Here is a 23,049-nt window from a genome sequence, read left to right on the forward strand (position 1 = left end):
AGGAGGAAGAGATGGAAACTTTAGCTCAACATCGCCATGCTCGTTCTTCTGCTCAGAAGGTTCGCCTTGTAGCTGACCTGATTCGCGGTAAGAAAGTGTCGCAGGCCCTGGATATTCTGACCTACACCAACAAAAAAGCTGCTGTACTGGTCAAGAAGGTACTGGAATCTGCCATTGCTAACGCTGAACACAACGATGGCGCTGACATTGATGATCTGAAAGTTGCGAAAATTTTCGTAGACGAAGGCCCGAGCATGAAGCGCATTATGCCGCGTGCTAAAGGTCGTGCAGATCGCATCCTGAAGCGCACCAGCCACATCACTGTGGTTGTGTCCGATCGCTGAGACTCTGGAGACTAGCAATGGGTCAGAAAGTACATCCTAATGGTATTCGCCTGGGTATTGTCAAACCATGGAACTCTACCTGGTTCGCGAACACCAAAGAATTCGCTGACAACCTGGACAGCGATTTTAAAGTACGTCAGTTCCTGACTAAAGAACTGGCTAAAGCGTCTGTATCTCGCATCGTTATCGAGCGTCCGGCTAAGAGCATCCGTGTGACCATTCACACCGCTCGCCCGGGTATCGTTATCGGTAAGAAAGGCGAAGACGTAGAAAAACTGCGCAAGGTCGTAGCGGATATCGCTGGCGTACCTGCACAGATCAATATCGCCGAAGTTCGTAAACCTGAACTGGACGCAAAACTGGTTGCTGACAGCATCACTTCTCAGCTGGAACGTCGCGTTATGTTCCGTCGTGCGATGAAGCGTGCTGTACAGAACGCAATGCGTCTGGGCGCTAAAGGTATCAAAGTTGAAGTTAGCGGCCGTCTGGGCGGCGCGGAAATCGCACGTACCGAATGGTACCGTGAAGGTCGCGTACCGCTGCACACTCTGCGTGCTGACATCGACTACAACACCTCTGAAGCGCACACCACTTACGGTGTAATCGGCGTTAAGGTATGGATCTTCAAAGGTGAGATCCTGGGTGGTATGGCTGCTGTTGAACAACCGGAACCGGCTGCTCAACCTAAAAAGCAGCAGCGTAAAGGCCGTAAATAAGGAGCGTCGCTGATGTTACAACCAAAGCGTACAAAATTCCGTAAAGTGCACAAAGGCCGCAACCGTGGTCTGGCGCAGGGTACGGATGTTAGCTTCGGCACTTTCGGTCTGAAAGCTGTTGGCCGTGGTCGTCTGACTGCACGTCAGATCGAAGCAGCACGTCGTGCTATGACCCGTGCAGTTAAGCGTCAAGGTAAGATCTGGATCCGTGTATTCCCGGACAAACCGATCACCGAGAAGCCGCTGGAAGTTCGTATGGGTAAAGGTAAAGGTAACGTGGAGTACTGGGTTGCCTTGATTCAGCCGGGTAAAGTCCTGTATGAAATGGACGGTGTACCGGAAGAGCTGGCCCGTGAAGCATTCGGCCTGGCAGCAGCGAAACTGCCGATCAAAACCACCTTTGTAACTAAGACGGTGATGTAATGAAAGCAAAAGAGCTGCGTGAAAAAAGCGTTGAAGAGCTGAACGCTGAGCTGCTGAACCTGCTGCGTGAGCAGTTCAACCTGCGCATGCAGGCTGCAAGTGGCCAGCTGCAACAGACTCATCTGCTGAAGCAAGTGCGTCGTGATGTTGCACGCGTTAAGACTTTACTGACTCAGAAGGCGGGTGCGTAATGACCGATAAAATCCGTACTCTGCAAGGTCGCGTAGTTAGCGACAAAATGGAGAAATCCATTGTTGTTGCTATCGAACGTATGGTGAAACACCCGGTTTACGGTAAATTCATCAAACGTACGACCAAACTGCACGTACATGACGAGAACAACGAATGCGGTATCGGCGACAAGGTTGAAATCCGCGAATGCCGTCCGCTGTCCAAGACTAAGTCCTGGACGCTGGTTCGCGTTGTAGAGAAAGCGGTTCTGTAATAGAGTACGCATTCTCGATACGGATAAACGGCTCAGCGATGAGCCGTTTATTTTTTCTACCCATATCTGGTTTGTGGTGTTATAATGCCGCGCCCTCGATATGGGGCTTTTTAACGACCCTAATTTTCGGGTCTCAGTAGTAGTTGACATTAGCGGAGCACTAAAATGATCCAAGAACAGACTATGCTGAACGTCGCCGACAACTCCGGTGCACGTCGCGTAATGTGTATCAAGGTTCTGGGTGGCTCGCACCGTCGCTACGCAGGCGTAGGCGACATCATCAAGATCACCATCAAAGAAGCAATTCCGCGTGGTAAGGTCAAAAAAGGTGATGTGCTGAAGGCGGTAGTGGTGCGCACCAAGAAGGGTGTTCGTCGCCCGGACGGTTCTGTCATTCGCTTCGATGGTAATGCATGCGTTATTCTGAACAATAACAGCGAGCAGCCTATCGGTACGCGTATTTTTGGGCCGGTAACTCGTGAACTTCGTACCGAGAAGTTCATGAAAATTATCTCTCTGGCACCAGAAGTACTCTAAGGAGCGAATCATGGCAGCGAAAATCCGTCGTGATGACGAAGTTATCGTGTTAACCGGTAAAGATAAAGGTAAGCGCGGTAAAGTTAAGAATGTCCTGTCTTCCGGCAAGGTCATTGTTGAAGGTATCAACCTGGTTAAGAAACATCAGAAGCCGGTTCCGGCTCTGAACCAACCAGGCGGCATCGTTGAAAAAGAAGCTGCAATTCAGGTTTCTAACGTTGCAATCTTCAATGCGGCAACCGGCAAGGCTGACCGTGTAGGCTTTAGATTCGAAGACGGTAAAAAAGTCCGTTTCTTCAAGTCTAACAGCGAAACTATCAAGTAATTTGGAGTAGTACGATGGCGAAACTGCATGATTACTACAAAGACGAAGTAGTTAAGAAACTCATGACTGAGTTTAACTACAATTCTGTCATGCAAGTCCCTCGGGTCGAGAAGATCACCCTGAACATGGGTGTTGGTGAAGCGATCGCTGACAAGAAACTGCTGGATAACGCAGCAGCTGACCTGGCAGCAATCTCCGGTCAAAAACCGCTGATCACCAAAGCACGCAAATCAGTTGCAGGCTTCAAAATCCGTCAGGGCTATCCGATCGGCTGTAAAGTAACTCTGCGTGGCGAACGCATGTGGGAGTTCTTTGAGCGCCTGATCACTATTGCTGTACCGCGTATTCGTGACTTCCGCGGCCTGTCCGCTAAGTCTTTCGACGGTCGTGGCAACTACAGCATGGGTGTCCGTGAGCAGATCATCTTCCCAGAAATCGACTACGATAAAGTCGACCGCGTTCGTGGTTTGGATATTACCATTACCACTACTGCGAAATCTGACGAAGAAGGCCGTGCTCTGCTGGCTGCCTTTGACTTCCCGTTCCGCAAGTAAGGTAGGGTTACTTAATGGCTAAGCAATCAATGAAAGCACGCGAAGTAAAGCGCGTGGCTTTAGCTGATAAATTCTTCGCTAAACGCGCTGAACTGAAAGCTATCATCTCTGATGTGAACGCAACCGACGAAGATCGTTGGAATGCCGTTCTCAAGCTGCAGACTCTGCCGCGTGATTCCAGCCCGTCTCGTCAGCGTAACCGCTGCCGTCAAACAGGTCGTCCGCATGGTTTCCTGCGGAAGTTCGGGTTGAGCCGTATCAAGGTCCGTGAAGCCGCTATGCGCGGTGAAATCCCGGGTCTGAAAAAGGCTAGCTGGTAATTGTCACCAATTGAATCACGGGAGTAAAGACAGATGAGCATGCAAGATCCGATCGCGGATATGCTGACCCGTATCCGTAACGGTCAGGCCGCGAACAAAGCTGCGGTCACCATGCCTTCCTCCAAGCTGAAAGTGGCAATCGCCAACGTGCTGAAGGAAGAAGGTTTTATCGAAGATTTTAAAGTTGAAGGCGACACCAAGCCTGAACTGGAACTTACTCTCAAGTATTTCCAGGGCAAAGCTGTTGTAGAAAGCATTCAGCGTGTCAGCCGCCCAGGTCTGCGCATCTATAAGAAAAAAGATGAGCTGCCGAAAGTTATGGCCGGTCTGGGTATCGCAGTTGTTTCTACCTCTAAAGGTGTTATGACTGATCGTGCAGCGCGCCAGGCTGGTCTTGGTGGCGAAATTATCTGCTACGTAGCCTAATCGGAGGAAAAAATGTCTCGTGTTGCTAAAGCACCGGTCGTTGTTCCTGCCGGCGTTGATGTAAAAATCAACGGTCAGGTTATTACGATCAAAGGTAAAAACGGCGAGCTGACTCGTACTCTCAACGATGCTGTTGAAGTTAAACATGCAGATAATGCACTGACCTTCGGTCCGCGTGATGGTTACGCAGACGGTTGGGCTCAGGCTGGTACCGCGCGTGCCCTGCTGAACTCAATGGTTATCGGTGTTACCGAAGGCTTCACTAAGAAGCTGCAGCTGGTTGGTGTAGGTTATCGTGCAGCGGTCAAAGGGAATGTAGTAAACCTGGCTTTAGGTTTCTCTCACCCGGTTGATCATCAGCTGCCTGCGGGTATCACTGCAGAATGTCCGACTCAGACTGAAATCGTGCTGAAAGGCGCTGATAAGCAGGTGATCGGCCAGGTTGCAGCAGATCTGCGCGCCTACCGTCGTCCTGAGCCTTACAAAGGCAAGGGTGTTCGTTACGCCGACGAAGTCGTGCGTACCAAAGAGGCTAAGAAGAAGTAAGGTAACACTATGGATAAGAAATCTGCTCGTATCCGTCGTGCGACCCGCGCACGCCGCAAGCTCCAGGAGCTGGGCGCAACTCGCCTGGTGGTACATCGTACCCCGCGTCACATTTACGCACAGGTAATTGCACCGAATGGTTCTGAAGTTCTGGTAGCTGCTTCTACTGTAGAAAAAGCTATCGCTGAACAACTGAAGTACACCGGTAACAAAGACGCTGCAGCAGCTGTGGGTAAAGCTGTCGCTGAACGCGCTCTGGAAAAAGGCATCAAAGATGTTTCCTTTGACCGTTCCGGGTTCCAATATCATGGTCGTGTCCAGGCACTGGCAGATGCTGCCCGTGAAGCTGGCCTTCAGTTCTAAGGTAGAGGTGTAAGATGGCTCACATCGAAAAACAAGCTGGCGAACTGCAGGAAAAGCTGATCGCGGTAAACCGCGTATCTAAAACCGTTAAAGGTGGTCGTATTTTCTCCTTCACAGCTCTGACTGTAGTAGGCGATGGTAACGGTCGCGTTGGTTTTGGTTACGGTAAAGCGCGTGAAGTTCCAGCAGCGATCCAGAAAGCGATGGAAAAAGCCCGTCGCAATATGATTAACGTCGCGCTGAACCACGGCACCCTGCAGCACCCGGTTAAGGGTACTCACACGGGTTCTCGTGTATTCATGCAGCCGGCTTCCGAAGGTACCGGTATCATCGCCGGTGGTGCAATGCGCGCCGTTCTGGAAGTCGCTGGGGTTCGTAACGTTCTGGCTAAAGCGTATGGTTCCACTAACCCGATTAACGTGGTTCGTGCAACTATCGACGGTCTGGAAAACATGAAGTCCCCGGATATGGTCGCTGCCAAGCGTGGTAAATCCGTTGAAGAAATTCTGGGGAAATAAACCATGGCAAAGACTATTAAAATTACTCAAACCCGCAGTGCAATCGGTCGTCTGCCGAAACACAAGGCAACGCTGCTTGGCCTGGGTCTGCGTCGTATTGGTCACACCGTAGAGCGCGAGGATACTCCTGCTGTTCGTGGTATGGTCAACGCGGTTTCCTTCATGGTTAAAGTTGAGGAGTAAGAGATGCGTTTAAATACTCTGTCTCCGGCCGAAGGCTCCAAAAAGGCGGGTAAACGCCTGGGTCGTGGTATCGGTTCTGGCCTCGGTAAAACCGGTGGTCGTGGTCACAAAGGTCAGAAATCTCGTTCTGGCGGTGGCGTACGTCGCGGTTTCGAGGGTGGTCAGATGCCTCTGTACCGTCGTCTGCCGAAATTCGGCTTCACTTCTCGTAAAGCGATGATCACCGCAGAGATCCGTCTCTCCGATCTGGCTCACGTAGAAGGCGATGTAGTAGACCTGAACGCGCTGAAAGCGGCTAACATTATCGGTGTCCAGATCGAGTTCGCGAAAGTGATCCTGTCTGGTGAGGTAACTCGTCCGGTAACTGTTCGTGGCCTGCGTGTGACTAAAGGTGCTCGTGCTGCTATCGAAGCTGCTGGCGGTAAAATTGAGGAATAAGTAGCAGATGGCTAAACAACCGGGATTAGATTTTCAAAGTGCCAAAGGTGGCCTTGGCGAACTGAAACGCAGACTTCTGTTTGTGGTCGGTGCGCTGATAGTGTTCCGTATTGGCTCTTTTATTCCGATCCCTGGTATTGATGCCGCTGTACTTGCCAAACTGCTTGAGCAACAGCGAGGCACCATCATTGAAATGTTCAACATGTTCTCTGGTGGTGCTCTCAGCCGTGCTTCTATCTTTGCGCTGGGGATTATGCCGTACATTTCGGCATCGATCATCGTGCAGCTGCTGACGGTGGTTTATCAACCGCTGGCGGAACTGAAGAAAGAAGGGGAGTCTGGTCGTCGTAAGATCAGCCAGTACACCCGCTACGGTACTCTGGTGCTGGCGATATTCCAGTCGATCGGTATTGCTACCGGTCTGCCGAATATGCCTGGTATGCAAGGCCTGGTGATTAATCCAGGCTTTGCATTCTATTTCACCGCTGTTGTCAGTCTGGTCACAGGGACTATGTTCCTGATGTGGCTCGGCGAACAGATCACTGAACGTGGTATCGGTAACGGTATCTCGATCATTATCTTCGCCGGTATCGTTGCGGGACTCCCGCCGGCCATCGCCCATACTATCGAGCAAGCGCGTCAAGGCGACCTGCACTTCCTCCTGTTGCTGTTGGTTGCAGTATTAGTATTTGCAGTGACCTTCTTTGTTGTATTCGTTGAGCGTGGTCAACGCCGCATTGTGGTAAACTACGCGAAACGTCAACAGGGTCGTCGTGTCTATGCTGCACAGAGCACACATTTACCGCTGAAAGTGAATATGGCGGGGGTAATCCCGGCAATCTTCGCTTCCAGTATTATACTGTTCCCGGCAACCATCACGTCATGGTTCGGGGGTGGTACTGGTTGGAACTGGCTGACAACAATTTCGCTGTATTTGCAGCCTGGGCAACCGCTTTATGTGTTACTCTATGCGTCTGCAATCATCTTCTTCTGTTTCTTCTACACGGCGTTGGTTTTCAACCCGCGTGAAACAGCAGATAACCTGAAGAAGTCCGGTGCATTTGTACCAGGAATTCGTCCGGGAGAGCAAACGGCGAAGTATATCGATAAAGTGATGACTCGCCTGACTCTGGTTGGTGCGTTGTACATTACTTTTATCTGCCTGATCCCGGAGTTCATGCGTGACGCGATGAAAGTGCCGTTCTACTTCGGTGGGACCTCGCTGCTTATCGTTGTTGTCGTGATTATGGACTTTATGGCTCAAGTGCAAACTCTGATGATGTCCAGTCAGTATGAGTCTGCATTGAAGAAGGCGAACCTGAAAGGCTACGGCCGTTAAAACTGGTCGCCCGAGAAGTTACGGAGAGTAAAAATGAAAGTTCGTGCTTCCGTCAAGAAATTATGCCGTAACTGCAAAATCGTTAAGCGTGATGGTGTCATCCGTGTGATTTGCAGTGCCGAGCCGAAGCATAAACAGCGCCAAGGCTGATTTTTTCGCATATTTTTCTTGCAAAGTTGGATTGAGCTGGCTAGATTAGCCAGCCAATCTTTTGTATGTCTGTACGTTTCCATTTGAGTATCCTGAAAACGGGCTTTTCAGCATGGTGCGTACATATTAAATAGTAGGAGTGCATAGTGGCCCGTATAGCAGGCATTAACATTCCTGATCACAAACATACCGTTATCGCTTTAACCGCTATTTTCGGTATCGGCAAAACCCGTTCTAAAGCCATCTGCGCTGAAACGGGCATCGCTGAAAATGTTAAGATCAGTGAGCTGTCTGAAGAACAAATTGATATTCTGCGTGAAGCAGTAGGTAAATTTGTCGTTGAAGGTGATCTGCGCCGTGAAATCACCCTGAGCATCAAGCGTCTGATGGACCTTGGTTGCTACCGTGGTTTGCGTCATCGTCGTGGTCTCCCGGTTCGCGGTCAGCGTACCAAGACCAACGCACGTACCCGTAAGGGTCCGCGTAAACCGATCAAGAAATAATCGGGGTGATTGAATAATGGCAAAGGCACCAATTCGTGCACGTAAGCGTGTAAGAAAACAAGTCTCTGACGGCGTGGCTCATATCCATGCTTCTTTTAACAACACCATCGTTACCATCACTGATCGTCAGGGTAACGCACTGGGTTGGGCAACAGCCGGTGGTTCCGGTTTCCGTGGTTCTCGCAAATCCACTCCGTTCGCAGCTCAGGTTGCAGCAGAGCGTTGCGCAGAAGCCGTAAAAGAATACGGCATCAAGAATCTGGAAGTTATGGTCAAAGGTCCGGGTCCGGGTCGCGAATCTACCATTCGTGCACTGAACGCCGCTGGTTTCCGCATCACTAATATTACTGATGTGACTCCGATCCCTCATAACGGTTGTCGTCCGCCGAAAAAACGTCGCGTATAACGCTGCGTTTTCCAGGTTAGTTGGAGAAAGAAAATGGCAAGATATTTGGGTCCTAAGCTCAAGCTGAGCCGTCGTGAGGGCACCGACTTATTCCTTAAGTCTGGCGTTCGCGCGATCGATACCAAGTGTAAAATTGAACAAGCTCCTGGCCAGCACGGTGCGCGTAAGCCGCGTCTGTCTGACTATGGTGTGCAGTTGCGTGAAAAGCAAAAAGTTCGCCGTATGTACGGTGTGCTGGAGCGTCAGTTCCGTAACTACTATAAAGAAGCAGCACGTCTGAAAGGCAACACCGGTGAAAACCTGTTGGCTCTGCTGGAAGGTCGTCTGGACAACGTTGTATACCGTATGGGCTTCGGCGCCACTCGTGCTGAAGCACGCCAGCTGGTTAGCCACAAAGCGATTATGGTAAACGGTCGTGTTGTTAACATCGCTTCTTATCAGGTTAAAGCGAATGACGTTGTCAGCATTCGTGAGAAAGCGAAAAAGCAATCTCGCGTGAAAGCCGCTCTGGAGCTGGCTGAGCAGCGTGAAAAGCCAACCTGGCTGGAAGTTGATGCTGGCAAGATGGAAGGTACGTTCAAGCGTCAGCCGGAGCGTTCTGATCTGTCTGCGGACATTAACGAACACCTGATCGTCGAGCTTTACTCCAAGTAAAGCTTAGTACCAAAGAGAGGACACAATGCAGGGTTCTGTGACAGAGTTTCTAAAACCGCGCCTGGTCGATATCGAGCAAGTGAGTTCGACGCACGCCAAGGTGACCCTTGAGCCTTTAGAGCGTGGCTTCGGCCATACTCTGGGTAACGCACTGCGCCGTATTCTGCTCTCATCGATGCCGGGTTGCGCGGTGACCGAGGTTGAGATTGATGGTGTACTGCACGAGTACAGCACCAAAGAAGGCGTTCAGGAAGACATCCTTGAAATCCTGCTCAACCTGAAAGGGCTGGCGGTGAGAGTTCAGGGTAAAGATGAAGTCATCCTTACTTTGAATAAATCTGGCATTGGCCCTGTGACCGCAGCCGACATTACCCACGACGGTGATGTCGAAATCGTCAAGCCGCAGCACGTGATTTGCCACCTGACTGATGAGAACGCTGCTATTAGCATGCGTATCAAAGTTCAGCGCGGTCGCGGTTATGTGCCGGCTTCTGCCCGAATTCATTCGGAAGAAGATGAGCGCCCAATCGGCCGTCTGCTGGTCGACGCCTGCTACAGCCCTGTAGAGCGTATTGCCTACAATGTTGAAGCTGCGCGTGTAGAACAGCGTACCGACCTGGACAAGCTGGTCATCGAAATGGAAACCAACGGCACAATCGATCCTGAAGAGGCGATTCGTCGTGCGGCAACCATCCTGGCTGAACAACTGGAAGCTTTTGTTGACCTACGTGATGTACGTCAGCCAGAAGTGAAAGAAGAGAAACCAGAATTCGATCCGATCCTGCTGCGCCCTGTTGACGATCTGGAATTGACTGTCCGCTCTGCTAACTGCCTCAAGGCAGAAGCTATCCACTATATCGGTGATCTGGTACAGCGTACCGAGGTTGAGTTGCTGAAAACGCCGAACCTGGGTAAAAAATCTCTTACTGAGATTAAAGACGTGCTGGCTTCCCGTGGACTGTCTCTGGGCATGCGCCTGGAAAACTGGCCACCAGCAAGCATTGCTGACGAGTAACCGGATCACAGGTTAAGGTTTTACTGAGAAGGATAAGGTCATGCGCCATCGTAAGAGTGGTCGTCAACTGAACCGCAACAGCAGCCATCGCCAGGCTATGTTCCGTAACATGGCAGGTTCGCTGGTTCGTCATGAAATCATCAAGACGACCCTGCCGAAAGCGAAAGAACTGCGTCGCGTAGTTGAGCCGCTGATTACTCTTGCCAAGACTGATAGCGTTGCTAATCGTCGTCTGGCATTCGCCCGCACTCGTGATAACGAGATCGTGGCAAAACTGTTTAACGAGCTGGGCCCGCGTTTCGCGAGCCGCGCCGGTGGTTACACTCGCATTCTGAAGTGTGGCTTCCGTGCAGGCGACAACGCGCCGATGGCATACATCGAGCTGGTTGATCGTGCTGAGCCGAAAGCAGAAGCTGCTGCAGAGTAATCTGTAGTAACGTAAAAAAACCCGCCCTGGCGGGTTTTTTTATATCTACCCCATCCCCATTTCACTACACTATCTGTACTCTTTTTGTTCATCCCCTGGAGCCGTAGAATGTGGTTGCTGGATCAGTGGGCGGAACGTCATATCCTCGATGCCCAAACCAAAGGTGAGTTCGATAATTTACCCGGCAGCGGAGAACCGCTGACTCTCGATGACGATTCACATGTGCCGGCGGAGTTGCGGGCAGGCTATCGCCTTCTGAAAAATGCAGGATGTCTTCCTCCGGAACTGGAGCAACGCAAAGAAGCGTTGGCTCTGGCAGACTTACTGAATGGCGTCCGTCAGGACGATCCGCGTCATGCCGAACTTAGCAAACGCCTTGCCCTGCTCGAGCTGAAGTTACGTCAGGCAGGTCTGAACACCGACTTTTTACGCGGTGAGTACGCCGATGCGTTGCTGCAAAAAATAAATCAGGAGTAAATATGTATCGTATTGGTGAATTGGCAAAACTGGCTGACGTGACGCCTGATACCATCCGCTACTATGAAAAGCAGCAGATGATGGATCATGACATACGCACCGAGGGAGGATTTCGTCTGTACTCGGATAACGATCTTCAACGGCTGCGCTTTATTCGTTATGCCCGACAACTGGGTTTCACCCTGGAAGCGATCCGCGAATTATTGTCGATCCGCATCGATCCGGAGCATCATACCTGTCAGGAGTCGAAAGGGATCGTTCAGGCGCGATTAAGTGAAGTTGAGGCGCGGATTAAAGAGCTACAGACGATGCGCCGCTCTCTGCAGCGGCTCAACGATGCCTGTTGCGGCACTGCCCACAGCAGCGTTTACTGTTCTATCCTTGAGGCCCTTGAACAAGGGGCCAGCAACGGCAATGGCGGACGTTGATTTTTTAAACGCGCGGATCTACACTCGCGCCGAGTTTATACATATACCGGAGTAACTATGAGTCGCTATCAGCATACTAAAGGACAAATTAAAGATAACGCCATTGAGGCACTTCTCCACGATCCGTTATTCAGGCAGCGCGTAGAGAAAAACAAGAAAGGGAAAGGAAGCTATCAACGTAAAGATAAACATGCAGGAAGGATTGATCGGGAGGCCAGTGGCAAGCAAGCGAATCGCTTTTTTACCACTGGCCTTCTGCTTTCTCTGCTGATTAAGAACGGTTGTTTTGTTCTTTCAGCAGATCGCGAATTTCGCTCAGCAGAACTTCTTCTTTAGAGGGGGCTGGCGGTGCCGCCGGAGCCTCTTCTTTCTTACGATTTAACTTATTCATCAATTTAATCGCCATGAAGATGGCAAACGCGACGATGATGAAATCGAAAACGTTCTGAATGAATACCCCATAATGCATCACCACAGCCGGGACATCGCCCTGGGCATCACGTAGCGTGACGGCAAACTGTTTAAAATCGATCCCGCCAATCAACAGGCCGAGTGGCGGCATAATAATATCCGCGACCAGTGATGAAACAATTTTACCGAATGCTGCACCGATGATCACACCCACTGCCAAATCGACAACGTTCCCGCGCATCGCGAATTCGCGAAACTCTTTTAAAAAACTCATTTTATTCTCCTTGTGCCAGCTGACGTTGTAAGTTTAACAAATGTATTTTCATTTGCCATTCCCAGCAGATAGTTACTGCAAAATATTAACCTTTGAATAATAAGGGATAATAAAAAGGCGCCTGTTCGGCGCCCTGGGAATTACAGGAAGAAAGGACTTGGCTGGAACAGCCTTTCGACATCGGAAATAAACTTCTTATCGGTCAAAAACATGATCACATGGTCGCCCTGCTCGATCCGTAGATTATTATTGGCGATCATCACGTCATTGCCCCGCACGACGGCGCCGATGATCGTGCCCGGTGGAAGTTTGATCTCATCGATCGAACGCCCGACTACCCGGGAGGTGCTCTCATCGCCGTGCGCGACTGCCTCAATCGCTTCTGCAACGCCGCGGCGCAAGGAGGAGACGCCGACAATATCGGCTTTACGGACATGACTGAGGAGTGCGGAAATTGTGGCCTGCTGAGGCGAAATCGCAATATCGATGACGCTACCCTGGACCAGATCCACGTAGGCTCTGCGCTGGATTAGCACCATCACTTTTTTCGCGCCCATTCGCTTGGCCAACATAGCCGACATAATATTGGCTTCGTCGTCGTTAGTGACGGCAATAAACAGGTCCACCTGGTCAATATGCTCTTCAGCCAACAGCTCCTGGTCCGATGCATCCCCGTAGAAGACGATAGTATGCTGCAGCTTTTCCGCTAGCTCAGCGGCTCGCTGCTGATTACGTTCGATAAGCTTAACGCTGTAATCTTTTTCCAGCTTATGGGCCAGACCCGCGCCAATATTGCCCCCGCCGACCAGCATAATACGCTTATACGGCTTTTCCAGTCGCTGCAGTTCGCTCATGACCGCGCGAATATGCTGCGAGGCGGCAATAAAGAAGACTTCATCTCCGGCCTCGACAATCGTCGAGCCCTGCGGGCGGATGGGGCGATCGTGGCGGAAAATGGCGGCCACGCGCGTATCGATATGCGGCATATGCTCCCGCATAGTGGATAAGGCATTCCCCACCAGCGGGCCACCATAATAGGCTTTTACTACCGCGAGACTGACTTTTCCTTCGGCGAAGTTCACGACCTGCAGCGCGCCGGGATATTCGATCAGACGGTGGATGTTGTCGATGACCAGTTGTTCCGGAGCGATTAAGTGATCGATGGGTACCGCTTCAGAGTTGAAGAGCTTTTCCGCATCACGAACGTAATCAGGCGCACGAATACGCGCTATGCGGTTTGGCGTATTGAACAATGAGTAAGCGACCTGGCAGGCCACCATGTTGGTTTCGTCCGAACTAGTGACCGCTACCAGCATATCGGCATCATCGGCCCCCGCCTCACGCAGTACGCGAGGGTGAGAGCCATGCCCCTGGACGACACGCAGGTCGAACTTATCCTGCAGGCTGCGCAAACGGTCGCCATTGGTATCAACCAGCGTAATATCATTGTTCTCGCCGACGAGGTTTTCCGCCAGCGTGCCGCCGACCTGGCCGGCGCCCAGAATAATAATCTTCATCTGCAGTGACCCATTAGTTCCGACGTTTGATTAGCTTAGCGTAAAAGAAGCCATCACCTTCTTCCACGCCCGGCAGATTTTGCTGCCCGGGGCTCGCCGGCGTGCCGGTGGCGTGAAGTTCTGCATCCGGGGTTCGCGCGAGGAAGGCGGCAATTTGCTGACTGTTCTCTTCCGGCAGAATAGAACAGGTTGCGTAAACCAGCGTGCCGCCAGGCTTCAGGTGCGTCCAGGTGGCATTGAGGATCTCGGCCTGCAGCTGGGCTAACTCGGCGATATCCCGATCCCGGCGCAGCCATTTGATATCCGGATGGCGGCGAATAACGCCGGTTGCGGAGCAGGGAGCATCCAGCAGAATACGATCGAACTGCTCATTGCCACACCACTGCTCAGGGAAGCGGCCATCGCCCTGTTTTACATCCGCTTTTACACCCAGACGCTTCAGGTTGTCATAGACGCGGGACAGACGCTGTTCATCAATATCCACCGCCATAACCTGAGCCTGGGGAGCGACTTCCAGAATATGCGTCGTCTTCCCGCCCGGCGCCGCGCAGAGATCGAGAATGCGTTCGCCATTTTCCGGTTGCAGGTAGCGCATACAGCCCTGAGCCGAGGCGTCCTGGACGGTCACCCAGCCTTCGGCAAAGCCTGGTAACGCGTGGACCGGAGCAGGGGTGGCCAGGCGTACGGCGTCCGGATAATCAGGGTGGGTAAAGCCCTCTAAACCGGTCTCGTTAAGCAGGGCAAGCCACTCATCCCGGGAATGATGGTTGCGGTTAACGCGCAGCCACATCGGCGGGCGCTGGTTGTTCGCCTCGACGATCTCCTGCCACTGCTGCGGCCAGGCCTGCTGCAGGCGTTTCAGCAGCCATTTGGGATGAAGATAGCGGTTTTCATGCTCAGCAAATTCGGCTAACAACGCTTCCTGCTGGCGCTGGAACTGGCGTAGCACGCCGTTGATTAGCCCTTTAAGCTGCGGGCGTTTAATGGCCACCGCGCCTTCTACCGTTTCCGCCAGCGCGGCGTGTGGTGGAATGCGGGTGTAGAGTAACTGATAGAGACCAACCATGATCAGAAAGTGCACGGTGCGCTGTTTGCCGGTCATCGGACGCGCCATTAGCTTGCTGATAAGCCACTCCAGCTGGCTTAGAGTACGTAGTACACCAAAGCACAACTCCTGCAGTAGCGCTTTATCTTTATCGCTGACTTTCTGCTGTAGAGGGGGCAGTACGTTGCTTAAAGACTGCCCTTTTTCAACAACTTGCTCGATAGCCTGGGCGGCCAGGCTGCGTAAATTTATATTCTTTTTCATAAGCGCAAAAATAAAAATGCCCGGCGAACCCGGGCTTCAGAAGAGACGACCGTCAGGCGAGACGGGTGCCAGGGATAAACCACTCCCGGCGGGAATTGAGTAAGTCCTGGGCGCTCATCGCTTTTTTACCCGCAGGCTGTAGCGACTCCAGGCTGAGGATCCCATCCCCCGTGGCGACCTGAATACCCTGTTTGGTTGCTGCTACGATAGTACCCGGTTCGGCGTGAGCGGCTTCGGCGATGACCGATGCTCGCCACACTTTTACCGGTTGTCCGTCAATTTCCAGCCAGCTCATTGGCCACGGATTAAACGCGCGGATGCAGCGTTCCAACTGCGCAGCGGAAAGCGACCAATCGATACGAGCCTCTTCTTTACTCAGCTTTTCGGCATGGCACACCAGCGATTCATCTTGTACTTCAGGCCGTGCGGTGCCGTTGGCCAGCTGGGCTAACGTTGCCAGCAGCCCCTGAGGGCCGAGCTCGGCCAGCTTATCGTACAGGCTGCCGCTGGTATCCTCTGCGGTAATGGGGCAGGAAAGCTTATACAGCATATCCCCCGTATCAAGGCCGACGTCCATCTGCATGATGGTTACGCCAGTTTCGCTATCCCCCGCCCACAGTGAACGCTGAATAGGCGCTGCGCCACGCCAGCGCGGTAGCAGCGAGCCGTGAACGTTGATACAGCCCAGACGGGGCATCTCCAGCACCGCTTTAGGCAGAATCAGACCGTACGCCACTACCACCATAATATCGGCGCCGAGATCGGCGACTAACCGCTGGTTATCCTGCGGACGCAGGGAGGATGGCTGGAACACAGGTAAGTTATGGGCTTCTGCCAGCACTTTTACCGGGCTTGGCATCAATTTTTTGCCGCGACCAGCAGGGCGATCAGGCTGAGTGAATACGCCAACAACCTGATGTTCAGACGACAGCAGCGCATCAAGATGACGCGCTGCAAAATCAGGGGTGCCGGCGAAAATGATACGTAGTGATTGTGACACGGTATTCCTTGTTATCAGGCACGGGAACGTAAACGATCCAGTTTCTCTACCTTCTGACGAATGCGCTGTTGTTTGAGTGGTGACAGATAGTCAATAAACAGTTTGCCGACCAGGTGATCCATCTCATGCTGGATACAGATAGCCAGCAGGCCATCGGCCTCCAGTTCAAACGGCTTACCATCGCGATCCAGTGCCCGGATCTTCACTTTTTCCGCACGCGGGACCAGGGCGCGCTGTTCAGGAATAGACAAGCAGCCTTCTTCAATACCGGTTTCGCCATCTTTCTCCAGCATTTCCGGATTAATTAATACCAGCTGCTCTTCACGATTTTCCGACACATCAATAACGATAATGCGCTGATGGATATCGACCTGGGTTGCGGCCAGACCGATGCCTTCCTCGGCGTACATGGTGTCGAACATATCATCGACGATACGCTGAATTTCCGCATTCACTTCTTTGACCGGCTCGGCGACTTTGCGAAGGCGCTCGTCCGGAATATGTAACACTTGCAAAACTGCCATAAAGTTCCAGAGTCGTATTCAGGAGTTGATAAGATTATTAGCTCTATTCTAGACAAAACCCCCTGCAATTGACAGTCTCACTGTCCAATCGCAAAGATTGTCAATACCGCTTATGGCAGGGGGTAAGGATGACGCCCGACGAGATTTGGCTGCGGCTGATGAAGGTCAGTAGCTTGTATGGCGACAGGATGGTAGAGATCGCTCAGCGCTTATGCGCAGCCGCCAGCGTTGATCGTGAAGCGCTGCATGCCGTCGGGATGACCGCGGCGCAGGCAAAGTTATTTTTCCGGCTTGACGAGCATGAGCTTGACGAGACGCGGCGCTGGCTGGGACAACCGGATCATCATCTGTTACGGGGTGACGATCCGCGCTATCCATTGCGGTTAAAGGCTATCGCTGATTATCCCGGCGCGTTGCTGGTCAGCGGCGGCCTCGCCCTGCTTCACAGCGCGCAGCTTGCCGTTATTGGCAGTCGCTCGCACTCCTGGTATGGCGCCCGCTGGGGGAAACTGTTCAGCGAAACGCTGGCGCAGAAAGGGATTACCATCACCAGTGGGCTGGCGTTAGGCATTGACGGGGTCGCGCACCGCGGCGCGCTGGCGGCGGAGGGTAAAACTATCGCGGTACTGGGCAATGGGCTGAGTCAGGTTTATCCGCGGCGCCATGCAACCCTCGCCCGGCAGATCATCGACAATGGCGGTACGCTGGTATCTGAATTTCCACTCATTACGCCGCCGCTTCCCGCACATTTCCCCAGGCGCAACCGGATTATCAGCGGCTTAAGCCTGGGCGTGCTGGTGATTGAGGCGGCGTTGCGAAGCGGATCGCTGGTCACCGTCCGCTGCGCCCTGGAGCAGGGAAGGGATGTGTTCGCCCTGCCTGGCCCGATAGGCAATCCGGGATCGGAAGGCCCGCACTGGTTAATTAAGCAAGGCGCGGTGCCAGTGACCTCGCCAGAGGATATTGTGGAATACTGGCATAACGAGCTGGCCTGGCTGACTGATACGTCTGATTCGATAAATATTTGCGTCGATCAGCCGTCTGTAGCATTGCCATTTCCGGAGCTCCTGGCTAACGTAGGAGATGAGGTAACACCTGTTGACGTTGTCGCTGAACGTGCCGGCCAATCTGTGCCAGTAACCGTAGCTCAGCTACTTGAACTGGAGTTAGCAGGCTGGATCGCAGCTGTACCCGGCGGCTATGTCCGATTAAGGAGGGCAAGCCATGTTCGACGTACTCATGTATTTGTTTGAAACTTACATCCATAGCGAAGCAGAAATGCGCGTGGATCAGGACAAACTGACGCGGGATCTTACCGATGCGGGTTTTGAGCGGGAAGACATCTATAACGCGTTAATGTGGCTCGAGAAACTGGCTGATTATCAGGAAGGTCTCGTTGAACCCATGCAGCTCGCTTCCGACCCGCTCTCTCTTCGGGTATATACCGAAGAGGAGTGCCAGCGTCTGGATGCCAGTTGCCGGGGGTTTTTACTCTTCCTCGAGCAGATTCAGGTGTTGAACCTCGAAACGCGAGAAATGGTGATAGAGCGCGTACTGGCGCTGGATACGGCGGAATTTGAGCTGGAAGACCTGAAATGGGTCATCCTGATGGTACTGTTCAATATTCCGGGCTGTGAAAACGCCTATCAGCAAATGGAAGAATTACTCTTCGAAGTAAATGAAGGTATGCTGCATTAATCTTTTTGCAGCAACATCGAGTTGTTATGACCAAATCAGCACTGTTTTCGGTGCGTAAAAATGAGCCCTGCCCGCAGTGCGGGGCCGAACTGGTGATCCGTTCCGGGAAACATGGCCCGTTTCTCGGCTGTTCGCATTATCCGGACTGTGACTATATTCGTCCCCTGAAAAGCCAGGCGGACGGGCATATCGTTAAGGTGCTGGAGGGGCAAGAGTGCCCATCGTGCGGTGCGGTTATGGTGTTACGCCAGGGGCGTTTTGGGATGTTCATTGGCTGTAGCCGCTATCCGGAATGTGAACATACCGAGCTGATTGATAAACCCGATGAGACGGCTATCGCTTGCCCGCAGTGCGGACAAGGCCATCTGGTCCAGCGTCGTTCCCGTTTCGGTAAAACCTTTCACTCCTGCGATCGCTATCCTGATTGCCAGTTCGTTATCAATTTTAAACCGGTGGCGGGCGAATGCCCTGAATGCCATTACCCGCTGTTAATAGAAAAGAAGACGGCGCAGGGGCTCAGACGCTTCTGTGCCAGTAAACAATGTGGAAAGCCGATCCCGGCGGAATAAATCAGTGAATAATAACCTGCCCTCAGAAGCCGTCGCCCATGCCGTGGCGGTCCTGAAAAATGAACATGTCATCGCCTATCCCACCGAAGCCGTGTTTGGCGTCGGCTGCGACCCTGACAGCGAAACGGCCGTTATACGCCTGCTGGAGCTGAAGCAGCGTCCCGTTGAGAAAGGATTGATCCTTATCGCCGCCAGCTTTGAGCAACTGAAGCCCTATATTGATGATTCACGGTTAAGTGACTCACAGCGGGAAGCCATCTTCTCTTGCTGGCCGGGACCGGTGACGTTTGTATTCCCGGCGCGTCCTGAAACGCCGCGCTGGCTGACAGGACGTTTTGATTCACTGGCCGTACGCGTGACTAACCATCCGCTGGTAATCGAATTGTGCGAAGCCTACGGAAAACCACTGGTTTCGACCAGCGCCAATCTCACCGGGCAACCACCGTGCCGTACTACCGCAGAGGTCCATGCTCAGTTTGGCGACAGCTTCCCGGTGGTGGATGGGGCCACGGGCGGCCGGCAAAACCCATCTGAAATCCGTGATGCCCTGACGGGTGAACTGTTCCGCCAGGGGTGAAACATGGAAACCTATGCCGTTTTTGGTAATCCGATCGCGCACAGCAAGTCGCCTGCTATTCATCAGCTGTTTGCCCGCCAGTTAGGAATTACTCATCCTTATGGACGTGTACTGGCGCCGCTGGATGATTTTGTCTCTTCTCTGAATCAGTTCTTTGCAGAAGGAGGAAAGGGGGCCAACGTCACCGTTCCTTTTAAAGAGGAAGCCTTTGCGCGTGCCGACGAACTGACAGAACGCGCAGCGCTGGCGGGAGCAGTAAACACCCTGAAACGCCTGGAAGATGGCCGTTTACTGGGGGACAACACCGACGGTATTGGTCTTCTGAGCGATCTTGAACGCCTGGGATTCATTAAGCCGCGCCAACGGATCCTGCTTGTTGGTGCTGGTGGGGCATCTCGCGGGGTTCTTTTGCCGCTTCTGTCGCTGGGATGCGCCGTCACGATCGTGAATCGCACCTATTCTCGTGCCCGTGAGTTAGCCACTCTCTTCGCCCATACCGGGAGCGTTAGCGCAAGGGAGATGGATACCTTATCCGGGGAAACATTCGATCTGATCGTCAATGCGACGTCCAGTGGAATAGACGGTGATGTACCAGCTATCCCGGCATCTATTGTCAACGCTGACGTATATTGCTATGACATGTTTTACCAGAAAGGGCCGACACCGTTTCTTCACTGGTGCCAGCAATATGGCGCAGTTCACTGTGCCGATGGGCTGGGAATGCTGGTGGCGCAAGCCGCCCATGCTGTTCTGCTATGGCACGGCGTTCTGCCGGCTATCGCTCCGGTCATTGAAACGCTGCAGCAGGAACTGAATGCATGAATCAGGCGATTCAGTTTCCTGACCGGGAATCATGGGATGCCGAACGGCAGGGCGTGGTTTTTCCCGCGCTGGTGAATGGGATGCAATTAACCTGCGCAATTTCAGGGCAAATCTTGCAGCAGCGTTTCGGCGCAGAGGGGCCAGCGCAGTGGCTGGCCGCCTTCCAGGAACATCGTTGGGATCTAGAGGAAGAGGCAGAAGCATTGATCCGCGATGGTCAGGAAGATGCTCAGGGCTGGATCTGGTTATCCTGATCCAGGTACTCATTTTTCCATTTCACATAGTTATTTGCTGAATACTTGAGTCCTTCCCGTTCCGCCTCTGTCAGGGGGCGGATCTGTTTGACCGGATTGCCAAAGTAAAGGTAGCCGCTTTCCAGCTGTTTATTCTGCGGAACCAGACTGCCCGCACCAATCATGACGTCATCGCCAACGACGACACCATCTAATAAGATCGAACCCATACCAACCAGTACGCGGTTGCCGATAGTGCAGCCGTGCAGCATCACTTTATGACCAACAGTTACATCCTCACCAATGATCAGCGGATTTCCCTCCGGCTTATAAGAGGACTTATGGGTCACATGGAGAACGCTACCGTCCTGAATATTGCTGCGTTGACCTATCGATACATAGTTGACGTCGCCGCGAATGGCCACCAGAGGCCAGACGCTGACGTCATCGGCAATTCTGACATCGCCGATGACAACGCTGGATGCGTCAATCATGACGCGAAGACCGATTTGTGGGAAAAATGCTTTGTAGGGGCGCAGCTGAGCAGACATATAGACCTCAAAATACGGGAACGTAAGAAGACTTTGGTGGCTTTTATCTCCCTGTGCAACCCCTGAAAACGGTGAAAATTGAGCAAATCGTGCAATTACACGGCGAAAAGGGTGAAAAATCACCATTCAGAAAAAAAAGATCGAAAAAAGGCTTGTGCAAAAAAATGGGATCCCTATAATGCGCACCCACTGACACGGCAGATGTGAATCACTTCACACAAACAGCCGGTTCGGTTGCAGAGAAAAATCCTGAAAAACGGGTTGACTCTGAAAGAGGAAAGCGTAATATACGCCACCTCGCGACAGGGCGCTAAAGCGCGTCGCAACTGCTCTTTAACAATTTATCAGACAATCTGTGTGGGCACTCAAAGTGACATGGATTCTTAACGTCCTCGGACGAAAAATGAATACCAAGTCTCAAGAGTGAACACGTAATTCATTACGAAGTTTAATTCTTTGAGCATCAAACTTAAATTGAAGAGTTTGATCATGGCTCAGATTGAACGCTGGCGGCAGGCCTAACACATGCAAGTCGAGCGGTAGCACAGAGAGCTTGCTCTCGGGTGACGAGCGGCGGACGGGTGAGTAATGTCTGGGAAACTGCCTGATGGAGGGGGATAACTACTGGAAACGGTAGCTAATACCGCATAACGTCGCAAGACCAAAGTGGGGGACCTTCGGGCCTCATGCCATCAGATGTGCCCAGATGGGATTAGCTAGTAGGTGGGGTAACGGCTCACCTAGGCGACGATCCCTAGCTGGTCTGAGAGGATGACCAGCCACACTGGAACTGAGACACGGTCCAGACTCCTACGGGAGGCAGCAGTGGGGAATATTGCACAATGGGCGCAAGCCTGATGCAGCCATGCCGCGTGTGTGAAGAAGGCCTTCGGGTTGTAAAGCACTTTCAGCGGGGAGGAAGGCGATAAGGTTAATAACCTTGGCGATTGACGTTACCCGCAGAAGAAGCACCGGCTAACTCCGTGCCAGCAGCCGCGGTAATACGGAGGGTGCAAGCGTTAATCGGAATTACTGGGCGTAAAGCGCACGCAGGCGGTCTGTCAAGTCGGATGTGAAATCCCCGGGCTCAACCTGGGAACTGCATTCGAAACTGGCAGGCTAGAGTCTTGTAGAGGGGGGTAGAATTCCAGGTGTAGCGGTGAAATGCGTAGAGATCTGGAGGAATACCGGTGGCGAAGGCGGCCCCCTGGACAAAGACTGACGCTCAGGTGCGAAAGCGTGGGGAGCAAACAGGATTAGATACCCTGGTAGTCCACGCCGTAAACGATGTCGATTTGGAGGTTGTGCCCTTGAGGCGTGGCTTCCGGAGCTAACGCGTTAAATCGACCGCCTGGGGAGTACGGCCGCAAGGTTAAAACTCAAATGAATTGACGGGGGCCCGCACAAGCGGTGGAGCATGTGGTTTAATTCGATGCAACGCGAAGAACCTTACCTGGTCTTGACATCCACAGAACTTTCCAGAGATGGATTGGTGCCTTCGGGAACTGTGAGACAGGTGCTGCATGGCTGTCGTCAGCTCGTGTTGTGAAATGTTGGGTTAAGTCCCGCAACGAGCGCAACCCTTATCCTTTGTTGCCAGCGGTCCGGCCGGGAACTCAAAGGAGACTGCCAGTGATAAACTGGAGGAAGGTGGGGATGACGTCAAGTCATCATGGCCCTTACGACCAGGGCTACACACGTGCTACAATGGCATATACAAAGAGAAGCGACCTCGCGAGAGCAAGCGGACCTCATAAAGTATGTCGTAGTCCGGATTGGAGTCTGCAACTCGACTCCATGAAGTCGGAATCGCTAGTAATCGTAGATCAGAATGCTACGGTGAATACGTTCCCGGGCCTTGTACACACCGCCCGTCACACCATGGGAGTGGGTTGCAAAAGAAGTAGGTAGCTTAACCTTCGGGAGGGCGCTTACCACTTTGTGATTCATGACTGGGGTGAAGTCGTAACAAGGTAACCGTAGGGGAACCTGCGGTTGGATCACCTCCTTACCTTAAAGAACCTGCC

37 protein-coding genes and 1 rRNA gene are annotated in these 23,049 nt (G+C 52.5%); 32 read left to right on the top strand and 6 right to left on the bottom strand.

Annotated elements, in window-relative coordinates:
* The first annotated feature begins 11 nt into the window (after nucleotides 1-11).
* The 25 genes from rplV to AB1E37_RS02145 all read left to right on the top strand — a co-directional run bounded on the left by rplV (nucleotide 12) and on the right by AB1E37_RS02145 (nucleotide 11,873).
* On the top strand, nucleotides 12-344 hold the full coding sequence (gene rplV / locus AB1E37_RS02025) for a 50S ribosomal protein L22 (protein WP_002919773.1): 333 nt from the start codon (nucleotides 12-14) through the stop codon (nucleotides 342-344).
* A 17-nt stretch (nucleotides 345-361) separates the two neighbouring features.
* Entirely contained in the window at nucleotides 362-1,060 is a 699-nt protein-coding gene (rpsC, locus tag AB1E37_RS02030) for a 30S ribosomal protein S3 (protein WP_002919766.1), read from the top strand.
* A gap of 12 nt (nucleotides 1,061-1,072) precedes the next feature.
* A complete protein-coding gene (gene rplP, locus AB1E37_RS02035) occupies nucleotides 1,073-1,483 on the top strand; it encodes a 50S ribosomal protein L16 (RefSeq protein ID WP_002919759.1) in 411 nt (136 codons plus the stop codon).
* Nucleotides 1,483-1,674: a 50S ribosomal protein L29 gene (rpmC, locus tag AB1E37_RS02040; RefSeq protein ID WP_002919754.1), complete on the top strand. Its 192-nt coding sequence runs from the start codon at nucleotides 1,483-1,485 to the stop codon at nucleotides 1,672-1,674. The genes rplP and rpmC overlap by 1 nt, the downstream gene beginning before the upstream one ends.
* On the top strand, nucleotides 1,674-1,928 hold the full coding sequence (rpsQ, locus tag AB1E37_RS02045) for a 30S ribosomal protein S17 (RefSeq protein WP_002919751.1): 255 nt from the start codon (nucleotides 1,674-1,676) through the stop codon (nucleotides 1,926-1,928). Before rpmC ends, rpsQ begins: the two co-directional genes overlap by 1 nt.
* Before the next feature lie 165 nt (nucleotides 1,929-2,093).
* Nucleotides 2,094-2,465, top strand: coding sequence for a 50S ribosomal protein L14 (gene rplN, locus AB1E37_RS02050; RefSeq protein ID WP_002919748.1), 372 nt, complete (start codon nucleotides 2,094-2,096; stop codon nucleotides 2,463-2,465).
* A 10-nt stretch (nucleotides 2,466-2,475) separates the two neighbouring features.
* The gene (gene rplX, locus AB1E37_RS02055) at nucleotides 2,476-2,790 is read left to right on the top strand and encodes a 50S ribosomal protein L24 (protein WP_000729185.1); all 315 of its coding nucleotides are present in this window, start codon (nucleotides 2,476-2,478) and stop codon (nucleotides 2,788-2,790) included.
* A 14-nt stretch (nucleotides 2,791-2,804) separates the two neighbouring features.
* Nucleotides 2,805-3,344 (top strand): 50S ribosomal protein L5, encoded by a 540-nt coding sequence (rplE, locus tag AB1E37_RS02060; RefSeq protein ID WP_001096200.1) that lies wholly within the window; start codon nucleotides 2,805-2,807, stop codon nucleotides 3,342-3,344.
* A 14-nt stretch (nucleotides 3,345-3,358) separates the two neighbouring features.
* Nucleotides 3,359-3,664, top strand: coding sequence for a 30S ribosomal protein S14 (rpsN, locus tag AB1E37_RS02065; RefSeq protein ID WP_002919667.1), 306 nt, complete (start codon nucleotides 3,359-3,361; stop codon nucleotides 3,662-3,664).
* A gap of 33 nt (nucleotides 3,665-3,697) precedes the next feature.
* Complete coding sequence (gene rpsH, locus AB1E37_RS02070) at nucleotides 3,698-4,090, top strand: 30S ribosomal protein S8 (protein WP_002919665.1); 393 nt, start codon at nucleotides 3,698-3,700, stop codon at nucleotides 4,088-4,090.
* A gap of 12 nt (nucleotides 4,091-4,102) precedes the next feature.
* Nucleotides 4,103-4,636 carry a 50S ribosomal protein L6 gene (gene rplF, locus AB1E37_RS02075; protein ID WP_002919662.1) on the top strand — a complete coding sequence of 178 codons (534 nt, stop codon included), beginning with the start codon at nucleotides 4,103-4,105 and terminating at the stop codon, nucleotides 4,634-4,636.
* Nucleotides 4,637-4,645: 9 nt separating this feature from the next.
* Entirely contained in the window at nucleotides 4,646-4,999 is a 354-nt protein-coding gene (rplR, locus tag AB1E37_RS02080; RefSeq protein ID WP_000358960.1) for a 50S ribosomal protein L18, read from the top strand.
* A 14-nt stretch (nucleotides 5,000-5,013) separates the two neighbouring features.
* Entirely contained in the window at nucleotides 5,014-5,517 is a 504-nt protein-coding gene (gene rpsE / locus AB1E37_RS02085) for a 30S ribosomal protein S5 (protein ID WP_002919545.1), read from the top strand.
* Between the two features lie 3 nt (nucleotides 5,518-5,520).
* Nucleotides 5,521-5,700, top strand: coding sequence for a 50S ribosomal protein L30 (gene rpmD / locus AB1E37_RS02090; protein ID WP_001140434.1), 180 nt, complete (start codon nucleotides 5,521-5,523; stop codon nucleotides 5,698-5,700).
* A 3-nt stretch (nucleotides 5,701-5,703) separates the two neighbouring features.
* Complete coding sequence (gene rplO / locus AB1E37_RS02095) at nucleotides 5,704-6,138, top strand: 50S ribosomal protein L15 (protein ID WP_002919516.1); 435 nt, start codon at nucleotides 5,704-5,706, stop codon at nucleotides 6,136-6,138.
* 7 nt (nucleotides 6,139-6,145) lie between these two features.
* Nucleotides 6,146-7,477, top strand: coding sequence for a preprotein translocase subunit SecY (gene secY, locus AB1E37_RS02100; protein ID WP_002919515.1), 1,332 nt, complete (start codon nucleotides 6,146-6,148; stop codon nucleotides 7,475-7,477).
* 33 nt (nucleotides 7,478-7,510) lie between these two features.
* Entirely contained in the window at nucleotides 7,511-7,627 is a 117-nt protein-coding gene (rpmJ, locus tag AB1E37_RS02105) for a 50S ribosomal protein L36 (protein ID WP_000868187.1), read from the top strand.
* Nucleotides 7,628-7,773: 146 nt separating this feature from the next.
* Nucleotides 7,774-8,130 carry a 30S ribosomal protein S13 gene (gene rpsM / locus AB1E37_RS02110; RefSeq protein WP_002919259.1) on the top strand — a complete coding sequence of 119 codons (357 nt, stop codon included), beginning with the start codon at nucleotides 7,774-7,776 and terminating at the stop codon, nucleotides 8,128-8,130.
* A 16-nt stretch (nucleotides 8,131-8,146) separates the two neighbouring features.
* Complete coding sequence (gene rpsK / locus AB1E37_RS02115; protein ID WP_002919257.1) at nucleotides 8,147-8,536, top strand: 30S ribosomal protein S11; 390 nt, start codon at nucleotides 8,147-8,149, stop codon at nucleotides 8,534-8,536.
* Nucleotides 8,537-8,569: 33 nt separating this feature from the next.
* Nucleotides 8,570-9,190: a 30S ribosomal protein S4 gene (gene rpsD / locus AB1E37_RS02120; protein ID WP_002919224.1), complete on the top strand. Its 621-nt coding sequence runs from the start codon at nucleotides 8,570-8,572 to the stop codon at nucleotides 9,188-9,190.
* Between the two features lie 25 nt (nucleotides 9,191-9,215).
* Nucleotides 9,216-10,205, top strand: a complete 990-nt coding sequence (gene rpoA / locus AB1E37_RS02125; RefSeq protein WP_002919219.1) for a DNA-directed RNA polymerase subunit alpha — start codon at nucleotides 9,216-9,218, stop codon at nucleotides 10,203-10,205.
* 40 nt (nucleotides 10,206-10,245) lie between these two features.
* On the top strand, nucleotides 10,246-10,632 hold the full coding sequence (rplQ, locus tag AB1E37_RS02130) for a 50S ribosomal protein L17 (RefSeq protein WP_002919206.1): 387 nt from the start codon (nucleotides 10,246-10,248) through the stop codon (nucleotides 10,630-10,632).
* Nucleotides 10,633-10,740: 108 nt separating this feature from the next.
* Complete coding sequence (locus AB1E37_RS02135; protein WP_002919204.1) at nucleotides 10,741-11,109, top strand: DUF1992 domain-containing protein; 369 nt, start codon at nucleotides 10,741-10,743, stop codon at nucleotides 11,107-11,109.
* Between the two features lie 2 nt (nucleotides 11,110-11,111).
* Entirely contained in the window at nucleotides 11,112-11,537 is a 426-nt protein-coding gene (zntR, locus tag AB1E37_RS02140) for a Zn(2+)-responsive transcriptional regulator (RefSeq protein WP_004185894.1), read from the top strand.
* A gap of 57 nt (nucleotides 11,538-11,594) precedes the next feature.
* Nucleotides 11,595-11,873: an alternative ribosome-rescue factor A gene (locus AB1E37_RS02145; RefSeq protein ID WP_004145324.1), complete on the top strand. Its 279-nt coding sequence runs from the start codon at nucleotides 11,595-11,597 to the stop codon at nucleotides 11,871-11,873.
* On the opposite strand, the gene mscL is transcribed toward AB1E37_RS02145, so the two are convergent.
* The 5 genes from mscL to def form a co-directional block, all read right to left on the bottom strand.
* Nucleotides 11,809-12,222 (bottom strand): large-conductance mechanosensitive channel protein MscL, encoded by a 414-nt coding sequence (gene mscL / locus AB1E37_RS02150; protein ID WP_004145325.1) that lies wholly within the window; start codon nucleotides 12,220-12,222, stop codon nucleotides 11,809-11,811. The genes AB1E37_RS02145 and mscL overlap by 65 nt on opposite strands.
* A 140-nt stretch (nucleotides 12,223-12,362) precedes the next feature.
* On the bottom strand, nucleotides 12,363-13,739 hold the full coding sequence (trkA, locus tag AB1E37_RS02155) for a Trk system potassium transporter TrkA (protein ID WP_002919153.1): 1,377 nt from the start codon (nucleotides 13,737-13,739) through the stop codon (nucleotides 12,363-12,365).
* A gap of 13 nt (nucleotides 13,740-13,752) precedes the next feature.
* Nucleotides 13,753-15,048, bottom strand: coding sequence for a 16S rRNA (cytosine(967)-C(5))-methyltransferase RsmB (gene rsmB / locus AB1E37_RS02160; protein ID WP_004174079.1), 1,296 nt, complete (start codon nucleotides 15,046-15,048; stop codon nucleotides 13,753-13,755).
* A gap of 52 nt (nucleotides 15,049-15,100) precedes the next feature.
* On the bottom strand, nucleotides 15,101-16,048 hold the full coding sequence (gene fmt, locus AB1E37_RS02165) for a methionyl-tRNA formyltransferase (protein ID WP_004150007.1): 948 nt from the start codon (nucleotides 16,046-16,048) through the stop codon (nucleotides 15,101-15,103).
* Between the two features lie 14 nt (nucleotides 16,049-16,062).
* Entirely contained in the window at nucleotides 16,063-16,572 is a 510-nt protein-coding gene (gene def, locus AB1E37_RS02170; RefSeq protein WP_004174081.1) for a peptide deformylase, read from the bottom strand.
* A 128-nt stretch (nucleotides 16,573-16,700) separates the two neighbouring features.
* Between def and dprA the strand changes: the two genes are divergently transcribed.
* The 6 genes from dprA to AB1E37_RS02200 are packed head-to-tail and all read left to right on the top strand — an operon-like array spanning nucleotide 16,701 to nucleotide 20,492.
* A complete protein-coding gene (gene dprA / locus AB1E37_RS02175; RefSeq protein ID WP_002919139.1) occupies nucleotides 16,701-17,825 on the top strand; it encodes a DNA-protecting protein DprA in 1,125 nt (374 codons plus the stop codon).
* On the top strand, nucleotides 17,797-18,270 hold the full coding sequence (smg, locus tag AB1E37_RS02180) for a DUF494 family protein Smg (protein WP_002919137.1): 474 nt from the start codon (nucleotides 17,797-17,799) through the stop codon (nucleotides 18,268-18,270). The genes dprA and smg overlap by 29 nt, the downstream gene beginning before the upstream one ends.
* Before the next feature lie 26 nt (nucleotides 18,271-18,296).
* On the top strand, nucleotides 18,297-18,839 hold the full coding sequence (locus tag AB1E37_RS02185) for a type I DNA topoisomerase (protein ID WP_004145330.1): 543 nt from the start codon (nucleotides 18,297-18,299) through the stop codon (nucleotides 18,837-18,839).
* Nucleotides 18,840-18,843: 4 nt separating this feature from the next.
* Nucleotides 18,844-19,416, top strand: coding sequence for an L-threonylcarbamoyladenylate synthase type 1 TsaC (gene tsaC / locus AB1E37_RS02190; protein ID WP_032447903.1), 573 nt, complete (start codon nucleotides 18,844-18,846; stop codon nucleotides 19,414-19,416).
* A gap of 3 nt (nucleotides 19,417-19,419) precedes the next feature.
* Nucleotides 19,420-20,238: a shikimate dehydrogenase gene (aroE, locus tag AB1E37_RS02195; protein WP_002919126.1), complete on the top strand. Its 819-nt coding sequence runs from the start codon at nucleotides 19,420-19,422 to the stop codon at nucleotides 20,236-20,238.
* Nucleotides 20,235-20,492, top strand: a complete 258-nt coding sequence (locus AB1E37_RS02200; RefSeq protein WP_002919125.1) for a DUF1488 domain-containing protein — start codon at nucleotides 20,235-20,237, stop codon at nucleotides 20,490-20,492. Before aroE ends, AB1E37_RS02200 begins: the two co-directional genes overlap by 4 nt.
* On the opposite strand, the gene AB1E37_RS02205 is transcribed toward AB1E37_RS02200, so the two are convergent.
* Nucleotides 20,468-21,022 carry a gamma carbonic anhydrase family protein gene (locus AB1E37_RS02205; RefSeq protein WP_002919123.1) on the bottom strand — a complete coding sequence of 185 codons (555 nt, stop codon included), beginning with the start codon at nucleotides 21,020-21,022 and terminating at the stop codon, nucleotides 20,468-20,470. The genes AB1E37_RS02200 and AB1E37_RS02205 overlap by 25 nt on opposite strands.
* A 471-nt stretch (nucleotides 21,023-21,493) precedes the next feature.
* On the opposite strand from AB1E37_RS02205, the gene AB1E37_RS02210 reads away from it, so the two are divergent.
* Nucleotides 21,494-23,033 (top strand): 16S ribosomal RNA (locus AB1E37_RS02210).
* Nucleotides 23,034-23,049: the final 16 nt, after the last annotated feature.

Source organism: Klebsiella sp. Shm-1 (assembly GCF_040804525.1).
Classification (GTDB): domain Bacteria; phylum Pseudomonadota; class Gammaproteobacteria; order Enterobacterales; family Enterobacteriaceae; genus Klebsiella; species Klebsiella pneumoniae.